Below are 23,914 nucleotides of genomic sequence, written 5' to 3'. Positions count from 1 at the left end.
GCTCATGTTCGGCCGGGCCAACCTCGACCTACTCCGGAAGATGGCACTCCACAACTGAGTCACCGATCGTGACCACTCCCCAGAGAGTGCTCAAGAGCCCATTTTCTCTGACACACCTCGGTCACCGGCCAGCACGTGGCCTTAACCTAGCCGGGCGGGCCGGCCGGAAGGCCGATGCTGTGCGCGGCGCCGGGCGCCAGCACCGCCGACGGCTGCAGCGGCTGGTCCGGGTCGTGGCGGCGGGGTGCTGGTGGGAACGCACCGGCAGTGGGTGGCGGGATCATGGCGCCTTCGCAGTGAGACGGTGGTCGTGGAACGGGGCGCGGGGTGGCAGCAGTCGGCCGACAGCGGGTAGGGCGTCGCCGGGCGGCCTGGCGCGCAGCGCGTCGGCGTTGTCGGCCAGGTTGACGCCGCCGGTGATGACGGCGTCCAGGCCGCGCGCCGCCTGCTGCTCCCGGCGATAGCCGTCGGTCAAAGCCACGCCGAGGTAGACCAGGCCCGAACCGGGCAGCGTTGACCCCGGTCACCTGACCACGGCCGCTCCGATCAATCCAGCCGTCGATCAGCAGCCGGGTTCGCTGCCGCCTGCCCATCTGAGGTGGGTGGATTCCGGTCAGCAGCCGCCTTCTTCGCGGCCGAGACTCGATGACGCTCGCCATTCGTGCATGCGCACCGCGAATCCGCGCGGGAGAGTGGATCGAGACCCACGTGGATGCGGACCAGCGAGGTAAGTGCCGGGGAGTCCTGTCGAAGCGAGCGGCTGGTGCGCCGCAACCGGCGGGCCATGACGCAAGCTGGTGGGACTCAGGCAGATCGACAGGCCGTGGACAGCTCGTACATGCCTCATATGGGCGTGGTGGCTTCACTTACGAACGCCCAAGACGGGCGACCGGGACGTCACCTTCTCTCGATGATCGGTAGGTACAGCCCGGACGGATAAATCAGTTGCGTTTCGCGCATCGACCAGCCAAGGATCGCTACGGCGAACGGAGCTGTTGACCCACCGGATCGCCGACATCACCGCGCATCTGCGCACCCACCGGCTGGACCATCACAGCCGTCGCGGGTTGCAGATGCTCAACGGTCGCCGACGGCGACTGCTGAAGTACCTACGCGGAACCGACATCGACCGCTATCGACGCCTCATCCAACGGCTCGGCCTGCGTCGATGACACCCGTGCCGGGGGGAACGACAGCAACACCGCTTCCCCCGGCACAAAGCCGGAGGCGGCCTTCAGGATCTCGTTGGCGCGCCGGAGCTCGGTGTCCGGCCGAACGCCGACGTGCAGCGGCTCTACCAGGACATACTCCACGGCCATCGCGGCTCTCCCCTCCTGTCGGGCGTCCCGCGTCAGAGCTGACCCGCGAGGGCCGGGCGTCTCCCGCGCTGCCGCGCCGGCGGGTCTACCTTTTCTGGACACTGCCCCGCCCGGAGGGTCTGCCGGGTGAGCGCCCTGGGGCGAATCCGTGCTTTTCGCTGTCAGTGACCGTGGTTGGCGGTGCAGCTCACGGGAGGTGGTGCGGGCAAAGTGATCGGCTGCTGCTGCCGGTACTGTTCCAGGTCGATGAGGTTCCCGTTGATCGCGTTGCGCCTGTGGAGTTCTGCCCAGTACACCGGGTCGAGGAAGATCGCGGGGTTCCACAGCGGCTGCGTCAGGTCCGTGAGTTGCCCCAGGTACAGCACGGCGTCGGCCAGCCTTCCCAAGGGGAGGCCGCACAGCCGCGGCGCGTCCATGAACTGTCCCGCGTCGGTGGATTCCAGCCAGTTGCCTGAGCAGGGGATCACGGTGCGCCGTGGACAGGTCGCCAGGCGGGGATGGCTGCCGGCCACGATCACGTAGACGTGCTGGCCGGTCTGTTCCTCGATCAGCGGGACTGCGTGGTCGGCGTTCTGCCCTGGCTGCGGCGAGTGCATCACGTGCCCGCTGCCGTAGCAGATCAGTGCCCGGCGTTTCTTGGCGAGCACTTCCCGTTTCACCACTGACGCCATGTGGGCGTCACGTTGGGCGAGAAAGACATCCACTTGGTCTTGGGTGGTGATGTGGGACCAGTCGATCGGCGGATCCCCGAGCAGCACCCGGATCCTTCGCTGCGCGGGCAGCGTCCAGTTGACGGCGCGGACCGTCCGGAAGAACTGTTCACGGATCGGCTGGTCGCCGGTGGCCCCGGGCGACTGCGTGGTGTTCCGCCAGACCTGCCGCAACACGTGGTGGTCGACAGCCGCGCCGGCGACGAACCGGTCGACGATCGGCTGATACAGCGCGTTGCCGAACTCAACGACGATGTCGTCGACCATCTGCGGCAACCGCGGATCTGCAAGCAGCATCTGCTGCGCGTCACCGTGTTCCTGCTGGCCGTGTGACTCACCGATCGCAACGAGGCGGTGGCGCTCGAAGGCCGCGAGCACCGCCTGGGTGAGGTCCTGTGTGGCCGCGCCGGCGCTGCCCGTCGAGCTGCCTGTCGCGCTGCCCGTCGAGCCGGTCGTCAGCAGTCCGCCGGCTGCCGTGCCGGCACCGGTGACGGCGAGGAACCTACGCCGCGTCAACCGTGGATCTCTCATGTCTGGTCCTTCTTTCTGCAGGGGAATGTCGCTCGTGTGACGGACACCGTGCTCACGGGTCGTGCCTGTCGTCGATGCCTTTGCGGGATGGTTGTACGGCACGGCCGGTGTCGGCCGGGTGTCAGCGGCTGACACCCGGCCGACACCGGATCTCTGGCATCGTGAGCCAGTGCGGTCACGCCTGCCGGACGCGGTGGACGGGACGGCACCAGCACCGGGTGAGAGGGAGGACGGTCGTGCGAGTTCTGGTCGTCGAAGACTTCGAGATTCTGGCCAGGACGATCGGGACCGGGTTGCGCCGCGAGGGCATGGCGGTGGATGTCGTTCTCGACGGCGACGACGCTCTGGCCCACCTGGCCGCCACCCGATACGACGTGGTGGTGCTGGACCGCGACCTGCCCGGCACACCCGGCGACGACGTGTGCCGGAACATCGCCGCCGGTGGCGCCGGGTCGCGGGTGCTGATGCTCACCGCCGCGGGCACCGTACGGGACAGGGTCGAGGGCCTGAGTCTGGGCGCCGACGACTACCTGCCCAAACCGTTCGACTTCACCGAACTCGTGGCCCGCGTACGCGCGTTGGGGCGCCGCTCGGCGCCCGCCGTGCCGCCGATCCTCCAGGCGGAAGATCTGACCCTGGACCCCAGCCGGCGGGCGGCCTTTCGCGGCGGACGGCGCTTGGAGCTCACCCCGAAGGAGTTCGCCCTGCTGGAATGCCTGCTCGCTGCCGGTGACCGGGTTGTGTCCACGGAGGAGTTGCTGGAACGGGTCTGGGACGAGGCCGCTGACCCGTTCACCACGGCCGTCAAGACGACGGTGCGCCGGTTGCGGGCCAAACTCGGCGAACCGCCGGTGATCGAAACCGTCCGTGAGGGCGGTTACCGGCTCGGAGTCCCGCGATGAATTCCGCAGTGGACCCAACGGTGACCGGTGGTGCCCGGCGCCACCTGCGTCGGCCGTCCCTGCGCGCGCAGCTCACGACGTTGTACGCCGGCCTGGTTCTGGCCGTCGTCGTCCCGATGCTGCTGCTCGCCGGCTTCCTCTTCGGCAGAGACCAGATCCGCCTCCGGGCCGGGGACGCCGTCCCTCCGCCCGACACGGCCGCCCAGAACGTCGACGCCGCGCTCGCGATCACCGCGATCATCGTCGTGGTCCTCACCGTGCTGACCGCGTGGTGGCTGGCCGGGCGCTTCCTCCGCCCGCTGCGCGCCATGACCGTGACCGCCCAGGAGATCTCAGCCACCAACCTCAACCGGCGGCTCGGCCTGCGCGGCCCGGACGACGAGCTGACCAAGCTGGGGCGCACCCTCGACGACCTGTTCGAGCGGCTGGACTCCTCGTTCGCGGCGCAGCGCCACTTCGTGGCCAACGCCTCACATGAGCTGCGCACCCCGCTGGCCGGTCAGCGCGCCGTACTCCAGGTCGCGCTCGCCGACCCCAAGGCGAGCGAGGCCGGCCTGCGAGCCGCGTGCGAGGAAGCACTCCGCCTCGGAGCACGGCAGGAACGGTTGATCGACGCCCTGCTCACGCTGGCGGAAGGACAGAAGGGCATCGAGCACCGGGAAGTGGTCGACCTGGCTGATGTCACCAACGGGGTGATGCTGTCGCGCCGTGCCGAGGCCACCCGGCCAACCATCACGGTCCAGGCATCACTGGACCCAGCCCCGATCAGCGGTGACCCCGACCTGATCGCCAGCATGATCGGCAACCTGATCGACAACGCGCTCCACCACAACGTTCCCGACGGACACGTCACCATCTCCACCGAACTCACCCATGGTTGCGCCCGTCTATCGGTCGGCAACACCGGCCCAACCATCCGATCGCAGGACCTACGACGGCTGTTCCAACCGTTCCAGCGACTCGCTACCCAACGAACCCACACCGCCGACGGCCACGGACTGGGCCTGGCCATCGTGCAGGCCGTCGCCGAAGCACACCGCGCGCAGCTGACGGCCCACCCCCGCCCCGGGGGCGGCTTGGACGTGACAATACTGTTCGACTGATTCTCCCGCCGACGCCTGCTGCCCCTCACAGCCCGGGGACAACCCCCGCAGCGTTCAAGAACACCCGGCCCCAACAACGAGGCCGGGTGTTCTTGAACGCGGGGGAGAGCGGAAGGGCGATTCGGATGTCACGGGCCGCGGCTTCACCTGAGCGTTACTCGACGTCGGCCAGGCGGCTGGTGTGACCGGCGCAGGGCAGGCGGAAGCGGTAGCCGTAGTTGTCGGCATGGCGGTGGCCTCTCCCAGCACGGCCAGCAGGCGACGCAGCCGGGGATAGGGCACGGCGAGAGCGTTGTCGCGCAGGTACTCGCTGCCCAGCATGTCGAACACGTTCGCCGCGAGGTTGGCGCCCGCCTGCCGACAGGGCGTCCTCGATCGCCGCGATTGTGGTCGCCTCGGTGCAGTGGTGTTCCACCGCCGAAGCCAACCTCGGTCTGGTATGCCGCGATGAACGCCACCGGATGTGGGGGTACCGCGCGTACCGGACGTCGGGCCGGGGATCTGAGGCGGAGCGGTTGCCGGGGTCGGGCCGGTCAGTTCACCAGCACGATCTTCCCGCGAGAGTGGCGGCTCTCGCTCAGATCGTGCGCTGCAGCCGCCTCGGTGAGCGGGAACGCCGCCGCGACCGGCACACGCAGCCGGCCCTGCCCGGCGTACTCGGGCCGGACACCCATGGCCGTGGAGGAGTTGCTGCGCTACTTCACCATCGCCGACGGAGTCACCTCCCGGCTCGCCACCGAAGACGTGCAGATCGGTGGGGTGGACATCAAGGTCGGCGAAGGCGTCATCGTCTCGACCTTGTCCGCCGACTGGGACCCGGTGGCCTTCCAGGACCCGGCCGCACTGGACATCGAGCGCGGCGCCCGCCGCCACCTCAGCTTCGGGCCGCACCAGTGCCTGGGCCAGAGCCTGGTCCGGATGGAACTGCGGATCGTCTTCGACACGCTGTTCCGCTGCATCCCTGCCCTGCGGCTCGCCGCACCGGCCGAGGACCTGCCGTTCAAGAGCGACGCCGTCATCTACGGCCTGCACGAACTCCCCGTCGCATGGTGAGCGGGACATGACGCGAAGCGAAACGACGCCAATCTCTGCGTCGGCTCCGGCCAGTGCGTCCTGACTGAAACGCTCGGTCAGGGCTTGCTGGGGGATGCGTGAAACCATTCCGGCCCATCGGGCAATCAGAGGTGACCGCCTTTCCGAATCGGATGGAGAGCAGTGCGTGACCCAATTACGGATGCCAATGGGGCCGCTGGGATGAGCGTTCCGACCCAGCTGGGCATCGACCTCGATCGGATCTTCGACGCGCACTTCGCCGAGATCCACCGCTACATCGCCCAACGGCTTTCCATCGACGACGCCGACGACCTGGCGGCTGAGGTCTTCCTTGTCGCGGCCAGGGGCGGATACGAATCCTCACTCGGTCAGGTCAGGCCCTGGCTGTACGGCATCGCCACGAATCTCGTCTCCAGGCACCGCCGTAGCGAGATCCGCAGGTGGAAAGCGCTCAGCCGGACATCTGAACGCGAGGCGCAAAGCCACGAGGACGCGACGCTCACTCGTGTCGCGGCCGGAGAGCTCAATGGCAGGCTCACGGGGGCGCTGGCCGGTCTGAACCGTGGTGACCGGGACGTGGTGCTGCTGGTGGCGCTGGGTGGGTTGACCCACCAGGAGGTCGCCGCCGCCCTGGAGATCCCCTACGGCACCGTCGCGTCCCGGCTCAACCGAGCACGTAAGCAGCTTCGCAAGGCGCTAGGCGACGTCAACCCGCTCAAGGAGGCGCACGGTGGATGAGGTCACGATGCTTGCCCAGGCGGTACCGGACGTGCCGCCGCCGTCAGCCGAGACCGTGGCCAGGGCCCGCGCGCGGCTGGCCGCTCGCCAGGCTCCCGCTCGCCAGGCTCCCGCTCGCCGGGCTCCCGCACGGCGGCCTCGCACGCGCTGGGGCTGGACGGCAGGCGCCGCCGTCGCCACCACGGTGGTCGTCATGACAGTGGCCATGCTGGTGTCGAACCTGGTCGGCGTTTCCGAACCCCCGCCGCCGCCCGCGGCTTCCCCGGCCTTCGAGCAGGCGCCGCGTGTCTACAAGGGGCTGGAACGTCTGGCGGGAGCCAGGATGTCACAGTCGGCGACGAAAGTGAGCCTCCGGTTCCGTCCCACAAGCAAGAAGATCACGGTCGTGATCTTCTGCCAGATGCCTGGCTCGATCTTCTTCAGCACTGAGGGAGGGAGCAGCGCTGGCGGCACGTGCGGCCCGGACGGTGCGCTCAGCATGCTCGCGGACAAGGCGTATGAGCCGGGCTGGCTAGGCCGCGAGCACGAAATCACGTTCTGGGTCTTCCCCCCCGATGCGCCCGTCGCGCGCGGACGCAGTTCGTGCCCGCCCGAGGGTGCATGCGAGAGGAAGTACGACCTGTCCAGCGCGAAGACAGCCGACCGGCTGGCCGCCAAACTGGGTAAGCGTCTCGGAGCCTGGTCGGTCGCGGCATACGACGCCCCGGCCGCGCCGACGGTCTCATCCGCCGATTAGGGGTGTTCCCCCGAACGCAACCTTAACCGCCAAGTAGCGCTCAGTAACCGGACCGACGCAGACCGATTGGCATAAGAATCGCTAGCAAGCATCGCGACGTGGGCTAACGCGCCTTCTTCGCGTTATCGCCGCTTGGCTGCCGGACTCATCCCCGGCGTCCAGGCCGAACGGGCCTCAGAACGAACGGCGGTCATCCCTGGTGAGCTGCGGCGGCCTACCTTGAGGCTGGGGTCGCGTTCCAGCTCGATCGGCGGCCGAGGCATACCCAGGCTGCATCAGGTAAAGCAACCAAGACCAGCAGCTACACACTCCGGGTTACAGCTCCGATGGCCTGATCAACCAGTACCGGAGTGCCGCATTGATGGGGTGGATAACCGCAGGCCAGAGGCCGTATCCGGGATTTTCGCACCCTGCGGACCTCGATGAGGGTGGTGGCCGGGCTCGCCGCAAGGGGTGTGGCGAGCCCCGCCCCGGGGGTCACTTCTCGGGCATGAGCACGGTGTCGATGATGTAGACGGTGGCGTTGCGGGTGGGCACGTTGCCGCACACCACGCCGGCGTTGCCGACCGTGTAGTCCTGGCCGGAGCCGGTGGTGGTGACCCTGCCGCCCTGCAGAGTGGTGAACGAGCCGCTCTCCAGGTCGGCGGGTGTCTTGCGGCCGGCGACGACGTGGTAAGTGAGGATGTCGGTCAGCATCTTCTTGTCGGCCAGCACCTTGTCCAGGGTCTTCTTGTCGATCTTGGCGAAGGCGTCGTTGGTCGGGGCGAAGACGGTGATGCCGTCGGCGGAGTTGAGCGTGTCCACCAGGCCCGCCTTCTTCACGGCGGTGACGAGGGTGGACAGGACCGGGTTGTTGGAGGCGGCGGTGGCGACCGGGTCGTCGGCCATGCCGGTGAAGCTGCCTTCGCCGTCGGCGGGAACCGCGGAGCAGGCCGTACCGAACGGCCCATCAGCAGCGGATTCGGTGCCGGTCTCAGGGGCGCTCTCGGTGGCCATCGGCGCGCTGCTGCTGGATGGGACCGCGCCCGCGTCGGCTCCGGTATCGGCGCTGGTGCTGCCGTTGCCGCCGCACGCGGTCAGAGACACGGCCAGGGCCAGCAGGGGCACAGTGGCGGTAAGACGCTTGTTCGTGATCATCACTGTTGGGGGTTCCTTGTCTGTCTGTGTGTTAACAGGTGAAGCAATGAGCAGGTCAGGTGACGTCCGCCGGGTGTCCGGGGCGAGGCAGGCAGCCAGGTCGGTCCGCCCTCAGGCCGACGCCGGGGCTGGCCTTCACGGCGGCGACATCGACACCGTTCTCATGCCCGCCGCTCGGCTACATGGCGGGCATGAGAACGGTGTCGATGATGTAGACGGTGGCGTTGCGGGTGGTCACGTCGCCGCACACCACCCTGGCGTTGTTGATCTTGTAGGTGGTGCCGGAGCCGCGGGTGGTGACCTTGCCGCCCTGCAGGGTGGTGAAGCTTCCGCGCCGCAGGTCGGTGGGTGTCTTGCGACCCTGGACGACGTGGTAGGTCAAGATGCTGGTCAGCATCTTCTTGTTGGCCAGGACCTTGTCCAGGGTCTTCTTGTCGATCTTGGCGAAGGCTTGGTTGGTGGGCGCGAAGACGGTGATGCCGTCGGCCCCGTTGAGCGTGTCCACCAGGCCCGCCTTCTTCACGGCGGTGACCAGGGTGGACAGGGCGGGGTTGTGGGAGGCGGCGGTGGCGACCGGGTCGGCGGCCATGCCGGTAAAGCTGCCCTTGCCCGTGGTGGGCACGGCCGAGCAGGCCGGGCCGAAGGGGCGCCGGGCCGCGCTCGGCTGCGCCGCGGCGGGCGCGGTCACTGTGGTGAGGCCGGTGTGCTGGGTTGAGGCCAGCGCGACCGAGCCGGTGCCGGTCATCGAGACGGCCACAGCCAGGGTGGGTAGCCCGGCAGCGATATGACGGATCTTCATGAGGTACGTCCTTGCTCGTGGTGTGGATAGGTCGTGTTGAGGGGAGCTCAGGTGACGGTCACCAGGACCGAGTGCCAGCCGGTGGCGCCGTCCGGGATCGGCGGGACCCGTTCGGCGGGCTGGGTGTGACCGGTGGCGTCGGTGGCGCGGACTTCGAGACGGTGTTGTCCGAGGGTGGCCTGCCACGTCATCTGCCATTGCCGCCAGGTGTCGGGGCCGGCGGAGGTAGCGAGGTCGGCCTGCCGCCAGGCGCCGCCGTCGACGCGGACTTCGACGGCGGCGATGCCGCGGTGTTGCGCCCAGGCGGTGCCGGCGACGGTGACCGGGCCGGCGGGCACTTCGGCGAAGGGTTTGGGCACCTCGATGCGGGAGGCTGTCTTGATCGGCGCTTGTTCGGCCCAGCCGCGCCGGGTCCAGTACGCTTGCTCGTCGGCGAAGCGGGTGAGTTTGAGGTCGGTGACCCATTTGGTGGCCGAGACGTAGCCGTACAGGCCGGGCACGATCATCCGCGCGGGGAAGCCGTGGGCGGGTGGCAGCGGAGCGCCGTTCATCGCGATGGCCAGCAGTGCGTCGCGGCCGTCCAGCACCGGCTCCAGGGCTGTGGAGGCGGTCCAGCCGTCGGCCGAGCGGGACAGGATCTGATCCGCTCCGGCTTGGATGCCGGCCTCGCGCAGCAGGGCCGCCAGATTCACGCCGAGCCAGCGGGCGTGACCGGCATACGGGCCGCCGACCTCGTTGGACACGCATGTCAGCGTGATGTCGCGCTCGCTCAAGGGCCGGGCCAGCAGGTCGGCGAAGGTCAGCTCGACCGGGCGATCGACCAGGCCATGGATGCGTAGCGTCCATTCCTGGTGTGGCACGCGCGGGACGATCAGCGCCGTGTCGACCCGGTAGAAGGCGTCATTGGGTGTGGTGAACGGGCTGAGGCCCGGCACGTTCAGGTTCACCGCGGCGGGTAGCGGTTTGGCGGGGTCGGCGGGGCGAGGGAGTACGAGGGCGCGGCCGTCGGCGGACGACTGCCGGGCCGAGGTGATCGCCCGCCCGGCCCCACCGCTCAGCACGGCCAGGCCCAACGTCGCGGCCCCACGGGTGAGCAGCGCCCGCCGCTCGGCGCCCCCCATGCGGGCCGGCTGCGCAGTGGAGGGAACGGGGTGGCCGTGTCGCGTGAGGTCTCCCAGCGTGACCCGGCCGGCAGGCCGGGGCCGCAGTGCGCGCCGCGTGTACAGCAGGGCGAACGTCCCGCACGCCGCCCCCACCGCGGCGGGCAGGACGTCCGCCGGTTGTGCCCCCGGCCGTGACAGCGCCGCGGCCCCGGCGAGCGCCGCGAGCCCTGCCAGGGCTGTGATGGCCAGGCGCGGTCGCCGGGGCGCGGCCGTTCCGATGGCCGCGGACGCGACCGCGATCACCCCTGCCAGCGTCAGGAGCAGGACCGGCTTGTCAGCAGCGCCGAAGGTGCGGATGGCGAAGTCCTTCAGCCACGCCGGGCTCAGGTCGATGAACACCGACCCCACCGCGAGCAGCGGACCGGCCTCGGGCCGGCCTGCCAGCGCGGCGGTCAGCTCCGCCCCGCCCAGCGCCAGCGCCGCGGCCAGCACGCCGAAGGCCGCCGATACCAGGGCCGCCGGCGCGGGGGTCGATGCGGGGGACTCCACATTGCGGGCCGGTGTTTCAGCAGTCACATCAGGGCTTCGGAGTCACCGCCGGAACGGATGGGTGCCACTTTCCCGGCAGCGGGTGCCGGCGGGAAGGTCAGGCGGCGGGCATGGCCACTAGCAGCAACGGCGTGCTGGTCGGCTGCCGCGAGCCGCCGACCGGTTCCACCGTCACTCCCACCTGGCCCGCATCGGCCCTGATGGTGCTGAGTACCGGCAGGGTGCCGCCGGAGCTGCTGGAAGACAGCAGACCGGCCGAGGTGATCCGCTCCGGTCCGAGCTGCCACAACTGGTAGACGCGGCCCGCAGGCGGATCACCCAGCCCAGCCGCCCAGAACACCAGCCCACCCTGCGAGCGCGACACCACCACCGTGCCGCGCCCACGCCCGCCACCGGCGGACGACACGGCGGCCGGGGCGGTGACCGCCCGGGCGTCATCCGCGCTCAGCACCGCGGCGATCCGCTGCTCCACGCGCCGGGCCTGCTCCAGTTCCTGACGTGCCTGCACCGTCGTCACGCCGAGCCCGGCCACCACGGCCAGCGCCGCCGCCACGCTCACCGCCGCCAGCCAGGGCCGCCACGCGACACGCCACACCCGCCTCGCACGAGGTTCCGATGGCACCGTCGGCGGCAGCTGACGCACCTGCTCGATCTCGGCCAGCACCCGCTCCCGCAGACCGGGCGGCGGCTCGGCCGCCACCGCCACGCCAAGGCGCGCGACTGTCTCGCCGAGCGTCGCCGTCTCCTGCGCGCACTCGGCGCACCCGGCCAGATGCCGCTCGAAACGGAGCCGCTCGCCCTCGTCGTCGATGGCATCCAGCGCGTAGGCACCCGCCAGCGTGTGCGGGTCGAACCCGCCCTCTGCCGCCTTCATCGCTCCACTCCCAGGCAGTCGCGCAGCCGGATCAGTCCATCGCGCATCCGTGTCTTGACCGTCCCCAACGGCGCCTTGACCAGCTCGGCGACCTCCCGGTAGGAGTAGCCGCCGTAGTAGGCGAAGGTGACCGACTCGCGCTGCAACTCGGTGAGATTGTCCAGGCAGCGGCGCAGCCGCTCGCCTTCCAGCCGGCCCACCACCAGCTCCGACACCTCATCGAAGGACCGGTGCGGCTCCAGCCGCGCGGCCCGCTCCTCCCGGTCCGTACCCGCCTGAGCCGACCGGACCCGGTCGATCGCCCGCCGGTGCGCGATGGTCAGCACCCACGCCATCACCGACCCCTTGCCAGGCTCGAAGCGGGCGGCGCTGCGCCACACCTCCACCAGCACCTCCTGCGCCACCTCCTCACTGTGTGCCCGATCCCGCAACACCCGCAGCACCAGCCCGAACACCCGCGGCGCCAGCACCTCATACAGCCGCTCGAACGCCGCCCGATCACCCCTGCCGACCGCCTGCAGCAACTCCTCCAACCCCGGCGGAGCACCGCCCGGGCGATCCTCACCCACCGGCGACCGGTCACGCGCTCCCATGCAAACCCTCCTGCCCCGGCCGGCCCAACACCAGCCACAACAGCTTCGGAGCCCGCCGCGTACCGGATGGGTGCGCTTCCCTCCGATGAGCTGGTGTCGGGGTCATCGAGGACGGTTCGCTTGGCGATCATCCGGACAGCCTCATCGCCTTCCTGGACCGCGCCCGACTGCTGTACGAGAAGGTCGTAGGTGTGCTCGCGCAGTTTCCAGCGTTCCTCGGTGCGGTCGCAGTCCTCCAGCAGCTTCCGCAGCTTGGCCATCTGCCGGCCTGCGGCCTTCTCGTCGCTGCAGCTGTGCAGGAAGACCGCCGCCTGGCGCAGGGACGCCTGGTACTCGCCGGCGGCCATGCCCTTCAGATCACTCAGGTCCATGCCCTCGCCCGAGTGCAGGTCACTGCAGTTCTTCGGACCGTCGTCGACGAGCTCCTCCTTCGGCTCTTTCGACAGCCACTCGGCATCGATGACGGCCGCGTCCTCCTCGACCCATTCCAGGCCGAGGTCGTCGAGGCCGAGCGCCGCCTTCTCGAGCTCCTCGTGGGCCGCTAGCGGTTCGGGGTAGGGCGCCTGCTGAGCCGTCGTTACCCGGCTCTCCTCCGGCCGGTCTGCGTCGTTGGACGGCGTGGACCCGCCGCCGCGAAGTGAGCCAGGACACGCCGCTTGACCTCCGCTGTTCGCATCGTTCATCTCCAGTCCGTGAGACAACCCCGCCACTGTTGCCTATGATTAGTAGTTGCAAAAGACTTGCGATCATGAGGTGGCATGGCGATCGTCCTGGGCATCGAGACCTCCTGCGACGAGACCGGCGTCGGCATCGTCGCCGACGGCCGGCTCCTGGGCGCCGCGCTGTCGTCCTCGATGGACGAGCACGCCCGCTTCGGCGGCGTAGTGCCCGAGATCGCCGCCCGCGCCCACCTGGAGGCGATGGTGCCGTGCGTCAGGGCCGCCTTCGAGCAGGCCGGGATCAGCCCGTCCGGCATCGACGCCGTCGCGGTCACCTCCGGGCCCGGACTGGCCACCGCGTTGCAGACCGGCCTCGCCGCCGCCAAGGCCTACGCCCTGGCCCTGGACAGGCCCCTGTACGGCGTCCATCACCTGGCCGGGCACGTCGCCGCCGACACCCTGGAGCACGGACCGCTGCCCCCGCGCTCGGTCGCCCTCGCAGTCTCCGGCGGCCACACCTCGCTGCTCCTGCTCGGCGACCTGGCCCGCGACCCGATCGTGCACCTCGGTGATACCCGCGACGACGCCGCCGGCGAGGCGTTCGACAAGATCGCCCGCATCCTCGGCCTGCCCTATCCCGGCGGGCCCGCCGTCGACGCGTCCGCCCGCGACGGGGACCGCGACGCGATCCGCTTCCCGCGTGCCATGCTCGGCTCCGGCTACGACTTCTCCTTCTCTTTCTCCGGCATCAAGAGCGCCGTCGCCAGGCACGTCGAACAGGGGCCGGTCCGCGTACCCGATGTCGCTGCCTCCTTCCAGGAGGCGGTGGTCGACGTGCTCACCCACAAGGCAGTCGCGGCCTGCCTCGCACACGACGTGGACACCCTGGTGATCGTCGGCGGAGTCGCCGCGAACGGTCGGCTGCGGCAGGTCGCAGCCGAGCGCTGCGCCGCCGCGGGCATCACCCTGCGCGTCCCGCCGCCGCGGTTGTGCACCGACAACGGAGCTATGATCGCCGCCGTCGGGGAACTCCTCATCGCCGCGGACACGCCGCCTTCGCCGTTCGACCTGGCGGCCGATCCCTCGGCGCCGCTGACCAGAGCCTCGCTCAGCCCCCGCCGTAGCTGACCACGGAGTACCGATGCCCGACGCCCCACCCACCACCCGGCCCATCACCCTGGTGGGAACACCCGTGCTGCACCGCCCCTGCCGGGCCGTGGAGCACTTCGACGACGACCTGGCCCGGCTGGTCGAGACCATGTTCGCCAGCATGTACTCCGCCCGCGGCGTTGGCCTGGCCGCCAACCAGGTCGGCGTCGATCTTCGCGTCTTCGTCTACGACTGCCCGGACGAGGATCGTGTCTTCCACAAGGGCGTGGTGGTGAACCCGATCCTTCGGCTGCCTGGCCGCAGGGACCGCCGACTCGACGACGACCGCGAGGGCTGCCTGTCGGTCCCCGGCTGCTCGGCCCCGCTGCCCCGTCCCGACCGGGCCGTCTGTGACGGATTCGACGTCACCGGCGCGCCGGTCACCGTGCACGGCACCGGACTGCTGGCACGCTGCCTGCAGCACGAGACCGACCACCTCGACGGACTCCTCTACATCGACCGCCTGCCCGCCGCCGCCCGCCGCGCGGTGCTGGCCGAGCACGACCAGCGCCAGAACGCCCCTGCCTGAACCGGGAGACCCGTTGTGGAAGACGCCCGCATCCACCTCACCCGCGCCCTGCTGGAAGGCACCGGCTGGGTGACCAGGACCCGCGACTTCGCCCGCACCCTCCGCACCGCCGGGCGCCACGCCGGGGATCTCCTGCTGGTCGGCACCCCCACCGACGAGCCCTGGCACATGGCCGCGCACCTGAGCGACGAAGCCCGCCTCGCGGGCCTCCCCGAACTGACACCCACCCTGGTCCGCCACCACATCCCAGTGGGCGCGCCCGCCCACCTCGCCGTCGGACTGAACAGGCTCGAAGCAGCAGGGAAAGGGCAGACGCTGTTCGTCGTCGCGCCCGGAGCAAGCGGCGAGCACGTCCTGGAGCGGGTGGCCGACGCCCGCCGATCGGGGGCGGTGATCCTCGCCATGGAGGACGGCGACCGGGACCTGCGCGACCTGGCCCATGACGCGCTCACCATCGGAACCGGCCGCACCGCCCTGCGTCCCGATGGTCTGCTGATCCCCGAGACGGTGGCCTTCGAGACCGCCCAACACCTGGTCAGCCTCGCGGCGGGAGAGACGCCGGTGACGCTGGGCGGCCGACGCGGCTTCCGCGGCCAGCTGGCGCGGTGGCTGGACGCCGTCAGCGGCCCCACCGAGGCCGAGGACGACCTCGTGCACAGCTGAACCACGCCGGAACAGGAGGGCGGTGAACCTCGGACGGCCGGCACGCTCACCTCAGCAGACCCGCTCGTCCCGCCTCGCAGCTACGGGCCGCCACTGCCGCACAGATTGACCGACGTTGCTGCATATATATTGCAACTGCATTTAGTATGCAGCTATGGGAGCCGACACCCCCGCACGACCCACGAGCCGAGTCATTCTCGCCGCCGAGATGCAGGCCGGCCGCCAAGTCCTGTGCCACGCCCCGCCGATCCGCGCCATCTCCGTGCGCCCGGACGCAGTATCCGGTGGGGCAGAGGCCGCCTTCTCGACATGAAGCCGAAGGACGCCGCGACAGCCTTCGCCAGAGGCGATGGCTCAGGCGTGAACGGCGACATGGAGAAGATCCTGATTCGCCTTGGCCTGCGCCGGACCATTCCCCGCCTGACCATCCTGGAGGTCCTCGCCGAAGCGGGGACGCATCTCAGCGTCCTGCCTCTGCACCGACGGGTGGCCGACACCTTTCCCATGGTGAACCTCTCCATGGTGTACCGGAACGTGACGGTGATGAGCGAGCACGGCGTGCTGCACAGCGTCGAGCACGGCGGGGAGACGCTGTTCGGGCTGGCCGAGACGCCGCATCACCACCTGCTCTGCGAAAAGTGTGGCCTGCTGGCCGAGGTGCCGGCCGACCGGCTCGACCCAGCGCTGGCCTCGGTCTTGAGCGGCGTCGGCTTCGAGATGGACAGCGCCGGCCAACTCCTGCGGGGCCGGTGCCGGCGCTGTCGGCACGCCTCCCGAGACGCGAGATAACTGCGGGACTATTGTTGTTGCGAGCATTGCGCAATTAGGAACTGTGAAGGAGAGACGCCATGGGTGAGTACACCCTTCCCGACATGCCCTACGACTACGCGGCGCTGGAGCCCGCGATCACCGGGGAGATCCTGGAACTGCACCACGCCAAGCACCATGCCGCCTACGTCAAGGGTGCCAACGACACCCTGGAGCGGCTGGCCGAGGCGCGTGACAAGGGTGAGTTCGGCGGGTTGGTCGGGCTGGAGAAGACGTTCGCGTTCAACCTGTCCGGGCACGTGCTGCACACGATTTTCTGGCAGAACCTGTCCCCCGACGGAGGCGACCGCCCCGACGGCGAACTGGGCGAGGCGATCACCGAGCACTTCGGCTCCTTCGACGCCTTCAAGAAGCAGTGATCGCCCGCTACGACGCCGCCACCGGCGCCTAGCCCGATGCCGGCGACGCCCGCCCGGCCCGAGCTTGGTCCGCGGGGCCAGGCGGGCGCCGCCCCCCTCACCATCCGCCTCATCATGCCGCACGAGGTGAACCACGTTCTGACCGCCGTCGCCGAGGCCGCGGGCGAGGTCTTCACCCGCCTGCCATGGGCCGAGCCGCCCAAGAAGGCCCGCAGGGTCGCCGCCCGCTTAGCCGCCGACGCGCACATGCCCGGCTTCACTCTCGCCGCTGCCCTTCACGGTGATCAGATCCACGGCTTCGCCTACAGCGTGCGCTGTTCCCGGCTCGCCCTCCTCGCCTCCCACCTGCCGCACGGCGACTTCACCCTCAAGGAACTGGCCGTCCTACCCACCGCGCGCGGCTGCGGGCTGGGCATGAGACTGCACGACGCGGTCCTGGCCGCCGCGCCGGCCACATCCTGGTGGCTCGCCACTCACCCGCGGGCAGCCGCAGCCCTGGCACTGTATCGGCACCGCGGCTGGCGAGTAGCCGCGATCCACAAGCACCGGGACCAAACCAGGCTCATCATGCTGCGCGAGGCCGATTGAGGGCCTGCTGTCGCTGACTGACCACATTCCGCTCACACCGACCTGCAAGAGGCCATCGAGCGGCAAGCGAACGGCCAGGGACGGTAATGAGCTGTGATGCGGTGGAGCTACCGCCACTCCGCGCTCTGATGTTGCTCGCTCTTCGGCTGAAGACGTTCCCAGATAACCCCCGCTAAGAAACAGGCCGGATAGATGAGTTCAGCGGCCTGGTGCGGGCCGCACCCGTGCGTCGCCTGGGCCCAGGCCGGCGAAGAGGGAGTCGAGGATCTGGTCGACATACTCATGAGTCAGCGGTTCATGTGTGATGAGGAACTGGAAGTACAGCGGACCGGACAGGATCGCCATCGCGAGGTCCAGATTGAAGCCGGGCGCCAGTTGGCCCTGGTCTTGGGCTCTCTTCAGCCGGGCGACGGTCTTGTTGGCCTGGGGGGCGATGAAGCGCTCGTTGAGCGCGGCGGCGAGCTGGGGGTCGTTCTGGGCCTCGCCGACCAGAGCCTGATACAGGGGGCCGAAGGGGGGCCTGCCTATGAGATCGATGGCCGCGTAGATCTGCTGGCGCAGATCGGCGGTGATGTCGCCGGTGTCGGGGTAGTCCAGATCGGACTCGTGCAGTGACAGCAGCGAGTCGAGCAGCAGGGCTCCCTTGGACGGCCATCGGCGATAAATGGTGTGCTTGCCGGCGCCGGCGCGGGCCGCCACCGCTTCGATGCTTAGTTTGGGGTAGCCGATCTCCTGGCCCAGCTCCAGTGCGGTTCGCATGATGGCCTCGGTCCGGTCGGCACCGCGGCGGTGGGGCGTGTCGGTCATGCCGACACCTTATCGGTACGGAACGTTCCGTGCCGAGCCGGAGACTCAGACTCCAGGGTGAGCACGGGCGGCCGTGCCCACCCTTCCTTTCGGATGACTGACCGGGGATGATCTCTGTGCACGCGATTGCCCAGGGCCGGAGAACAGGCCGTGAAGGTCATCGCGATGTCGCGGTCGGACGCGTTCGCCGCGCACGTGGCGCGGATGACGGCGGCGCTGGAGGAGTGCAGGCATGTCTCAGCGCAGACCGAGCTGGCCACCGCCGCCGACACGCTGCACGGACCTGGTGTTGCGCGGGTCCGGTTGGGCGCGTCCGGCGCCGGGCAGTCGGTCAGGTGCCGGACAGTTGGTCAGGTGCCGGACGGGAGTGGGGACAGGACCAGGCGAATGGCGAAATTGCGGTAGCCGGCGCGTTCGAAGGCGCGGGCCATCGGGACGTTGCCCGCGTCCGTGTCGGCAACGATCCGTTGTACGCCGCGTTCTGCGTGGCTGCGGGTGATCTCGGCGAGCAGGTCGTCGACGTAGCCGCGGCCGCGGTGCTCGGGCACCACGCCGAGGTAGCCGACCACCGGGCCGCCGCTGTTCGCCGACGGCAGCGCGACCCCGGCCAAGGCACCGTCCCCTGTGTAGGCCAGACGCCACCAGGAGCGGTCGCCGGGCATGGAGCGGTAGCCAGCGACGTCCTCGCGAGCCTGCGCGACCGGGTCCATGGTGAGTAGGGCTTCGCGGGTGTGGTGGTCGAGCGTGCCGACGGCCACCCGGCGGAACGCCTCGACGAACACCTCGTCGTCGTCCTCTTCGCGGAACTCCAGCCGGTCCGACGACTTGGGCACCTCGGCTTCGGCGGTCCACTCGTAGCGCAGCCGTTCCAGTTCCTCGGTCAGTCCCGCGCGGCCCGCGGCCGTCCGGCGCCAGGCGATCGCGGCCGCGGGCCGCGGGTCGCCGCGCCAGCCGTTGGAGACGAACACGTGGTAGGCGGGCTTGTCGTCGTAGGCGGCGTGGGCGTGAGCGAGCAGGCCGGCGGCCAGGCCGATGGGGTCGTCGACCGAGGGGTGAACGTAGAGGCAGTCCAGCGCGAGAGGCTTGCCTGCGTCGGGCGAGCCCCACCACACGGCGCGGGCCATGATCTCGCCGTTCTCCTCGGCGACCCAGATCCACGCGTGGCGGTAGTTGCCGGATTCGAGGAAGGACAGCAGCCGCTCAGGATGAGCCCAGCTGATGGACTCATCCACGACGCAGCCGAGCAAGCGGTCGAGTTCGGCCTCGGCCGTGGGACGGAAAAGCACAGGTCCTCCGGAAAGTAGACGTGGACGCGGTGAGCGCCCGTTCGGTGCGGTACATGTCAGTCGCCTCGGTCCGGTCGGCGCCGCGGCGGGGGGCGTGTCTGTCACGCACCTTAACGGTACGGCACGTGCCGTGCTTGACATCAGAGGGCCATCTTGGACATCATCCTATCGACACGGCTCGTTCCGTGCCGATAAGAACGGCCAGGTCACCGCCAGCCGCAAGGACTGCAAGCGGGTATGCACTCCAGTACGAGCGACGCCCCCGGCAGTGAGGCCCGACGTTCCCGCCACATCGCCACCTCATGAAAGAAGACGATTGCGTGATGCCTGTTCCCGCCGACCCAACTGTGGTGCATCCGATGCCGCCCGAGCCGTGCAGCATCAAAGCCGCCTTCGCCGACGCCGGACGCGTGGCTGAGCATCGCCGATCTCCGGCAGGCGCCCCGCCAGACTCCCGGCCCCGACCGCTACCGGATCCAGAGCGCCTACCTGCACACGCCCATCATGGACGCGTTCGACGCCGTCCTCAGCACGCCGACCTCCACCGTCGCCGACATCACGCACTAGGGACCACGACATGAGGCTTCACCATCCCGGCCCGGCCACACCGAGGCCAGAACCTTTGAACATGTTTCTGACGATCAGATCGCGCCAGGAGACGACGAGACCCGCGAGGAGAGTGAACCATGCTGGACGCTGACGTGATCATTGTGGGAGCCGGCCCGACCGGTCTCATGCTGGCGAATGAGCTGCGCCTGGCCGGGGTACGGCCGCTGGTGCTGGAGCGGCACCAGCACCGCCGTGACACTCCCAAGGCCGGTGGTCTGGGCGGGCAGATCTTGGAACTGCTGCGCTACCGCGGCCTGCTGGAACGTTTCGAAGCCGCCTGCCCCGGCCCGGCCCCGGCGCCCCGGTTCCCCTTCGGCAGCGTGCACCTGGACTTCACCCAAATGGCCGACCCGCCCCTGCACGCCCTGCCGCTGCCGCAGCAGCACCTGGAGCGCCTGCTCGGCGAGCGCGCCGCCGAACTTGAGGTGGACGTCCTGCGCGGGCACGAGGTGACCGGCATCAGCCAGGACGACGCCACGGTGATCGTGGACGTACGCGGCCCGGACGGGCTCTTTCAGATGAGCGCCCGCTACCTGGTCGGCTGTGACGGCGCCCGCAGCCGCGTCCGTGCCTGGGCCGGCATCGGCTTCCCGGGCACCGTCTACCCCGAGGTCAACCGGCTGGCCCAGGTCACCCTGCCCGGCACGGTGACCGTACTCGGCAACGGCGATCTCGACGTCCCCGGCTACGGCACCATCCGCGCCGGTTTCACCCGCACCGACCACGGCCTGTTCGGTCTCGGCTCCTCACCCGGCGCCACGAGCGTCTCCCTCTACACCATCGAGGACGAGGGCACCGAGTACGACGACGACGTTCCGATGACCCTGGCCGAACTCCTGGACAGCATCCACCGCGTGCTCGGCGCGCGCCTGCCCCTGGCCGGATCGACCCGGCTGTCCCGCTTCACCTTCAAAGCCCGCCAGGCCGAACGCTACCGGGCCGGGCGCATCCTGGTGGCCGGAGATGCGGCGCACCTGTTCCCGGCCACCGGCGTGGCCATCAACGCCGGCATGCTCGACGCGGTCAACCTGGCCTGGAAGCTGGCCGCCGACCTGCACGGCTGGGCACCGGCCGGCCTGCTGGACACCTACCACGACGAACGCCACCTCGCCGGCACCCGCACCATGTTGCACACCCGGGCTCAGGTGGCGTTGCGGCGTGGCCACGATGTGGCCGCCGAGGCGCTGCGAGAGGTGTTCACCGAACTGCTCGCCGACGAACAACCGTTGCGCCGGATGGGAGCGCTGGTCGCCGGCACGGACATTCGCTACCCGATGCCCGGCACCGGCCATCACCCGCTGACCGGCACGTTCGCCACGGATCTCACCCTGCACACCGATCGGGGCATCACCAGCGTCGCCGAACTCCTGCATCCCGCCCGGCCCGTCCTGCTCGACCTCGCCGACCGCGGGGATCTCCACGAGACCGCCCGTAACTGGCGGCAGCGCGTCGACATCCACACCGCCAAGACCGGCGAGCGGCCGGCCGACATCCTGCTGATCCGCCCGGACGCTCACATCGCCTGGGCTGCGACCATCAACGAACCCACCGACAGCGCCGCGCCCACGCTGCGCGGAGCACTCTCCAGATGGTTCGGAACACCCTGACCACTCTGACGATCAAAGGAAGCCATGCATGATGTCGCCTGTTCCGCCGCCCTGGCCGTGATGCCGCTGATCCAGGTCGCGGAGCGGTCACGCGTCCGCGCCCGACCGGATCAGGCGAGCAGCCGGTCGACCAGCCCGTCGAGGTAGTCAGGGGTGAGCGGGCCCGCGTTGAACAGGACGCGCATGTAGATCGGCGCCAGGAGGTGGTCCAGCACCTCCAGGACGTCGGGCGGGTCCTCGCCGCGGTCGCGGGCCCGGTCGAGCATGGCCTGCAGTTGCCTGCGTCGGTCGGCCAGGAGTTCGTCGCGCGCTTGGCGGCCCTGCTGGCCCTCGCCGGACAGCGCGAGGGCCAGCCGCACCAGCGCCAGGCCGTCGAGTCCGGTGACCTCGCGGGCCACATTGGCGGCGTGGGTACGCAGGTCGCCGACCAGGCTGCCGGTGTCAGGCATCGGCGACCGCGCGTTGAGCCGGGTCAGCAGCACGTCGCTGAGCAGGGCTTGGAGGTTGCCCCAGCGGCGGTAGAGGCTGGTGTCGGCCACTCCCGCGCGGGCCGCGATGTCGCCGATGGTGAAGTTTCCGTAGCCGCGCTCCCTGACCAGCTCGGTAACGGCCTGGTGCACCGCCGCGCGGACCCGGGCGCTGCGCCCGCCGGTCCGCCTGGCCCGCTCCTGCTCATCCATGCCTCCCACCTTAACGCAGCCGAGACTTGCGTTAGAGTCTTCGAGGGCTTACGTTAACGCAGTCACTAGCTGCTTTTAGAGGGGATGTACGTGAGAGCGTTGCTCACCCTGACCTGTGCGGGTCAGTTCATGGTGCTGCTCGACAACACGATCGTCGGCGCCGCCCTGCCCGACATGCAGCAGCGGCTGCACACCGGGCTGAGCGGCCTGCAGTGGATCGTCGACGCCTACGTGCTGCTGGTGGCCATGCTGCTGCTGCCGGGCGGCGTCTTCGCCGACCGGTTCGGCCGCAGGCGGGTGTTCCTGGCCGGGGTGGTGGTGTTCACGGCCGCGTCGGTGGTGTGTTCGCTCGCGCCGTCGATCGGCTGGCTGATCGCCGGGCGGGTGCTGCAGGGCGTGGGGGCCGCGGCGCTGAGCCCTGCGTCGCTGGCGCTGCTCACCGCCGCGTATCCCGCCCCGGGGGAGCGCGTCCGGGCGATCGGGTTGTGGGCCGGGATCAGCGGCCTCGGCCTGGCCGCCGGGCCGCTGGCGGGCGGGATCCTGGTGCAGTCCTTCGGCTGGCCCGCCATCTTCCTGGTCAACGTGCCCATCGGGGCGGTCCTGCTGCTGGCCGGGCTGCGCGTGCTGAAGGAGTCCCGCAACCCGGACGCGCCGCCGATCGACGTCCCCGGTACGGTGCTGTCCGCCGCGGGCGTGGGCGCTGTGACGTACGGCCTGATCGAGGGTGGTTCACAGGGCTGGACCTCGCCGCTGATCCTGGGCGGCTTCGCCGCCGGGCTGGTGCTCCTGGCCGCGTTCGTCGTGGTCGAGGGCCGGGTGCCGACGCCGATGTTGCCGTTGCGGCTGTTCCGCCGGCGGCTGTTCACGGTGTCCAACACGGCGATGGTCGTGGTCGGGTTCGCGCTGATGGGGTCGTCGTTCTTCTTCTCCCAGTTCTTCGTCCACGTCCAGGACACCTCCATCCTGGTCGCCGGGCTGCGGACGCTGCCCACGTCGCTGGCCATGGTGATCGTCAGCCCGTACGCGGGCCGGCTCGCGGCCAGGTACGGCTTCCGCGTCGTCGTCGGCATTGGCCTGGCGCTGGCCGGGCTGGGACTGCTGGCGCTGGGCTTCGTCCACGCCGACACCGGCTACGGGAACGTGTGGTGGCGGCTGGCGGTCGTCGGCATCGGTTTCGCTCTGACCATGTCGCCGCTGACCGGGGCCGCCATCCAGGCGGTCGGCCCGCAGGAGAGCGGCCTGGCCTCGGGCGTCAGCAGCACCACCCGGCAGATCGGCGCCGTGCTCGGCGTGGCGGTGCTCGGGGCGATCGTGCACACGCGGGCGTCCGGCGGAGCCTCCTTCGAATCCGGCCTCAACACCGCCTTCCTCGCGGCGGGTGCCGTGACGCTGGCCTGCGCCGTGTTCACCAGCCTGTGGCTGACCGCGACCCGCACAGCGACAGGCGTCCGGGCCGAACAGCCACAGGGGGTCAGGCAATCAGCGAGCAGTCACTGACAGACAGCTTCTTCCGGCCGCCCATGTCCTGAGCCCCATCCCGTCCCAGGCCAAGCCTGCTCACCGACCCGCTCGCCAACTACTGACGCCAGCGGTTCTCCGAAGACGCGAACCTCCGACCCAGCACTCTTTTCACCTAGGTGTGAACCGCCCCGGCTTTGATGGAGACCTCAGCGGTTGATTGCTAAGCATGGATCTTCTGGGCGGTGCCATCGTCACCCCATGGTAGAGAAGTGCGTTCACGATCTCGCGCATCTCGTATTTGCCCTGGTGACCGCTGACGGAGCGATGCGCGGCCTTCCACGCCGTGATGATCAATTCGCACAACGCCCTCTGAGAACACTGTTTGCGAGAGGCTATGAGAACAGACGCTGGGAATAAACCGGACAGCGCCCAGCGGGTCGGCATGGAGTTGGCCCGGTTTGGTAGACACCTGATCTCTGGGGAACCCTGGTCCCCGGAAGAAGGAGTCTGCAGTGCCAAACAACTATCCGCCGGAGTTTCGC

24 protein-coding genes and 3 pseudogenes are annotated in these 23,914 nt (G+C 69.7%); 15 read left to right on the top strand and 12 right to left on the bottom strand.

Annotation, left to right across the window (positions count from 1 at the left end):
* Positions 1-280: 280 nt before the first annotated feature.
* Positions 281-481: a hypothetical protein gene (locus FAF44_RS50420; protein ID WP_237110621.1), complete on the bottom strand. Its 201-nt coding sequence runs from the start codon at positions 479-481 to the stop codon at positions 281-283.
* A 511-nt stretch (positions 482-992) separates the two neighbouring features.
* Between FAF44_RS50420 and rpsO the strand changes: the two are divergent.
* A pseudogene (gene rpsO, locus FAF44_RS50415) lies at positions 993-1,172 on the top strand (30S ribosomal protein S15); the annotation flags it as partial.
* Here rpsO and FAF44_RS50410 read toward each other — a convergent pair.
* Together FAF44_RS50410 and FAF44_RS50405 are read right to left on the bottom strand one after the other, a co-directional pair.
* Positions 1,110-1,319 (bottom strand): hypothetical protein, encoded by a 210-nt coding sequence (locus FAF44_RS50410; RefSeq protein WP_237110620.1) that lies wholly within the window; start codon positions 1,317-1,319, stop codon positions 1,110-1,112. The pseudogene rpsO and the gene FAF44_RS50410 overlap by 63 nt on opposite strands.
* 161 nt (positions 1,320-1,480) lie before the next feature.
* The gene (locus FAF44_RS50405; protein ID WP_237110619.1) at positions 1,481-2,560 is read right to left on the bottom strand and encodes a ChaN family lipoprotein; all 1,080 of its coding nucleotides are present in this window, start codon (positions 2,558-2,560) and stop codon (positions 1,481-1,483) included.
* Between the two features lie 236 nt (positions 2,561-2,796).
* On the opposite strand from FAF44_RS50405, the gene FAF44_RS50400 reads away from it, so the two are divergent.
* Both FAF44_RS50400 and FAF44_RS50395 read left to right on the top strand, forming a co-directional pair.
* On the top strand, positions 2,797-3,462 hold the full coding sequence (locus tag FAF44_RS50400) for a response regulator transcription factor (protein WP_237110618.1): 666 nt from the start codon (positions 2,797-2,799) through the stop codon (positions 3,460-3,462).
* 20 nt (positions 3,463-3,482) lie between these two features.
* The gene (locus FAF44_RS50395; RefSeq protein ID WP_237110617.1) at positions 3,483-4,565 is read left to right on the top strand and encodes a HAMP domain-containing sensor histidine kinase; all 1,083 of its coding nucleotides are present in this window, start codon (positions 3,483-3,485) and stop codon (positions 4,563-4,565) included.
* Positions 4,566-5,098: 533 nt separating this feature from the next.
* Here FAF44_RS50395 and FAF44_RS50390 read toward each other — a convergent pair.
* Positions 5,099-5,218: pseudogene (locus FAF44_RS50390) on the bottom strand (zinc-binding dehydrogenase); the annotation flags it as partial.
* A 19-nt stretch (positions 5,219-5,237) separates the two neighbouring features.
* On the opposite strand from FAF44_RS50390, the gene FAF44_RS50385 reads away from it, so the two are divergent.
* The 3 genes from FAF44_RS50385 to FAF44_RS50375 all read left to right on the top strand — a co-directional run bounded on the left by FAF44_RS50385 (position 5,238) and on the right by FAF44_RS50375 (position 7,092).
* Positions 5,238-5,618 (top strand): cytochrome P450, encoded by a 381-nt coding sequence (locus FAF44_RS50385; protein WP_272896149.1) that lies wholly within the window; start codon positions 5,238-5,240, stop codon positions 5,616-5,618.
* A 201-nt stretch (positions 5,619-5,819) separates the two neighbouring features.
* On the top strand, positions 5,820-6,356 hold the full coding sequence (locus FAF44_RS50380; RefSeq protein WP_237110614.1) for an RNA polymerase sigma factor: 537 nt from the start codon (positions 5,820-5,822) through the stop codon (positions 6,354-6,356).
* Positions 6,349-7,092, top strand: a complete 744-nt coding sequence (locus FAF44_RS50375; protein ID WP_237110613.1) for a hypothetical protein — start codon at positions 6,349-6,351, stop codon at positions 7,090-7,092. The genes FAF44_RS50380 and FAF44_RS50375 overlap by 8 nt, the downstream gene beginning before the upstream one ends.
* A gap of 477 nt (positions 7,093-7,569) precedes the next feature.
* Here FAF44_RS50375 and FAF44_RS50370 read toward each other — a convergent pair whose 3' ends face one another.
* The 5 genes from FAF44_RS50370 to sigK form a co-directional block, all read right to left on the bottom strand.
* Complete coding sequence (locus tag FAF44_RS50370; RefSeq protein ID WP_237110612.1) at positions 7,570-8,229, bottom strand: fasciclin domain-containing protein; 660 nt, start codon at positions 8,227-8,229, stop codon at positions 7,570-7,572.
* Positions 8,230-8,407: 178 nt separating this feature from the next.
* Positions 8,408-9,028: a fasciclin domain-containing protein gene (locus FAF44_RS50365; RefSeq protein WP_237110611.1), complete on the bottom strand. Its 621-nt coding sequence runs from the start codon at positions 9,026-9,028 to the stop codon at positions 8,408-8,410.
* A gap of 47 nt (positions 9,029-9,075) precedes the next feature.
* The gene (locus FAF44_RS50360) at positions 9,076-10,680 is read right to left on the bottom strand and encodes a molybdopterin-dependent oxidoreductase (protein WP_237110610.1); all 1,605 of its coding nucleotides are present in this window, start codon (positions 10,678-10,680) and stop codon (positions 9,076-9,078) included.
* A 97-nt stretch (positions 10,681-10,777) separates the two neighbouring features.
* Positions 10,778-11,554 carry an anti-sigma factor gene (locus FAF44_RS50355; RefSeq protein WP_237110609.1) on the bottom strand — a complete coding sequence of 259 codons (777 nt, stop codon included), beginning with the start codon at positions 11,552-11,554 and terminating at the stop codon, positions 10,778-10,780.
* Entirely contained in the window at positions 11,551-12,147 is a 597-nt protein-coding gene (gene sigK / locus FAF44_RS50350; protein WP_237110608.1) for an ECF RNA polymerase sigma factor SigK, read from the bottom strand. The genes FAF44_RS50355 and sigK overlap by 4 nt, the downstream gene beginning before the upstream one ends.
* Before the next feature lie 191 nt (positions 12,148-12,338).
* On the opposite strand from sigK, the gene FAF44_RS50345 reads away from it, so the two are divergent.
* The 7 genes and pseudogenes from FAF44_RS50345 (at position 12,339) to FAF44_RS50315 (ending at position 16,922) form a co-directional block, all read left to right on the top strand.
* The gene (locus FAF44_RS50345) at positions 12,339-12,692 is read left to right on the top strand and encodes a hypothetical protein (protein ID WP_237110607.1); all 354 of its coding nucleotides are present in this window, start codon (positions 12,339-12,341) and stop codon (positions 12,690-12,692) included.
* A gap of 213 nt (positions 12,693-12,905) precedes the next feature.
* On the top strand, positions 12,906-13,934 hold the full coding sequence (gene tsaD / locus FAF44_RS50340; protein ID WP_237110606.1) for a tRNA (adenosine(37)-N6)-threonylcarbamoyltransferase complex transferase subunit TsaD: 1,029 nt from the start codon (positions 12,906-12,908) through the stop codon (positions 13,932-13,934).
* A gap of 13 nt (positions 13,935-13,947) precedes the next feature.
* Positions 13,948-14,484: a peptide deformylase gene (gene def / locus FAF44_RS50335; RefSeq protein WP_237110605.1), complete on the top strand. Its 537-nt coding sequence runs from the start codon at positions 13,948-13,950 to the stop codon at positions 14,482-14,484.
* 15 nt (positions 14,485-14,499) lie between these two features.
* Positions 14,500-15,147: a hypothetical protein gene (locus FAF44_RS50330; RefSeq protein ID WP_237110604.1), complete on the top strand. Its 648-nt coding sequence runs from the start codon at positions 14,500-14,502 to the stop codon at positions 15,145-15,147.
* A gap of 309 nt (positions 15,148-15,456) precedes the next feature.
* Complete coding sequence (locus FAF44_RS50325) at positions 15,457-15,936, top strand: Fur family transcriptional regulator (RefSeq protein ID WP_237110603.1); 480 nt, start codon at positions 15,457-15,459, stop codon at positions 15,934-15,936.
* A 59-nt stretch (positions 15,937-15,995) separates the two neighbouring features.
* A pseudogene (locus FAF44_RS50320) lies at positions 15,996-16,325 on the top strand (superoxide dismutase); the annotation flags it as partial.
* 123 nt (positions 16,326-16,448) lie between these two features.
* Positions 16,449-16,922 carry an N-acetyltransferase gene (locus FAF44_RS50315; RefSeq protein ID WP_237110602.1) on the top strand — a complete coding sequence of 158 codons (474 nt, stop codon included), beginning with the start codon at positions 16,449-16,451 and terminating at the stop codon, positions 16,920-16,922.
* A gap of 198 nt (positions 16,923-17,120) precedes the next feature.
* Here FAF44_RS50315 and FAF44_RS50310 read toward each other — a convergent pair whose 3' ends face one another.
* Both FAF44_RS50310 and FAF44_RS56225 read right to left on the bottom strand, forming a co-directional pair.
* Complete coding sequence (locus FAF44_RS50310) at positions 17,121-17,729, bottom strand: TetR/AcrR family transcriptional regulator (RefSeq protein WP_237110601.1); 609 nt, start codon at positions 17,727-17,729, stop codon at positions 17,121-17,123.
* A gap of 350 nt (positions 17,730-18,079) precedes the next feature.
* Entirely contained in the window at positions 18,080-19,015 is a 936-nt protein-coding gene (locus FAF44_RS56225; RefSeq protein WP_237110600.1) for a GNAT family N-acetyltransferase, read from the bottom strand.
* Between the two features lie 686 nt (positions 19,016-19,701).
* Here FAF44_RS56225 and FAF44_RS50300 point away from each other — a divergent pair.
* Positions 19,702-21,231, top strand: a complete 1,530-nt coding sequence (locus tag FAF44_RS50300; protein ID WP_237110599.1) for an FAD-dependent monooxygenase — start codon at positions 19,702-19,704, stop codon at positions 21,229-21,231.
* Between the two features lie 110 nt (positions 21,232-21,341).
* On the opposite strand, the gene FAF44_RS50295 is transcribed toward FAF44_RS50300, so the two are convergent.
* Complete coding sequence (locus FAF44_RS50295) at positions 21,342-21,911, bottom strand: TetR/AcrR family transcriptional regulator (protein ID WP_237110598.1); 570 nt, start codon at positions 21,909-21,911, stop codon at positions 21,342-21,344.
* 90 nt (positions 21,912-22,001) lie between these two features.
* Between FAF44_RS50295 and FAF44_RS50290 the strand changes: the two genes are divergently transcribed.
* Positions 22,002-23,408, top strand: a complete 1,407-nt coding sequence (locus FAF44_RS50290; RefSeq protein WP_237110597.1) for an MFS transporter — start codon at positions 22,002-22,004, stop codon at positions 23,406-23,408.
* Positions 23,409-23,914: the final 506 nt, after the last annotated feature.

This window comes from Nonomuraea sp. MG754425 (assembly GCF_021699195.1).
Classification (GTDB): Bacteria; Actinomycetota; Actinomycetes; order Streptosporangiales; family Streptosporangiaceae; genus Nonomuraea.
The sequence above is the reverse complement of the archived record's forward strand: the minus strand, read 5'-3'. Positions and strand labels throughout refer to the sequence as shown.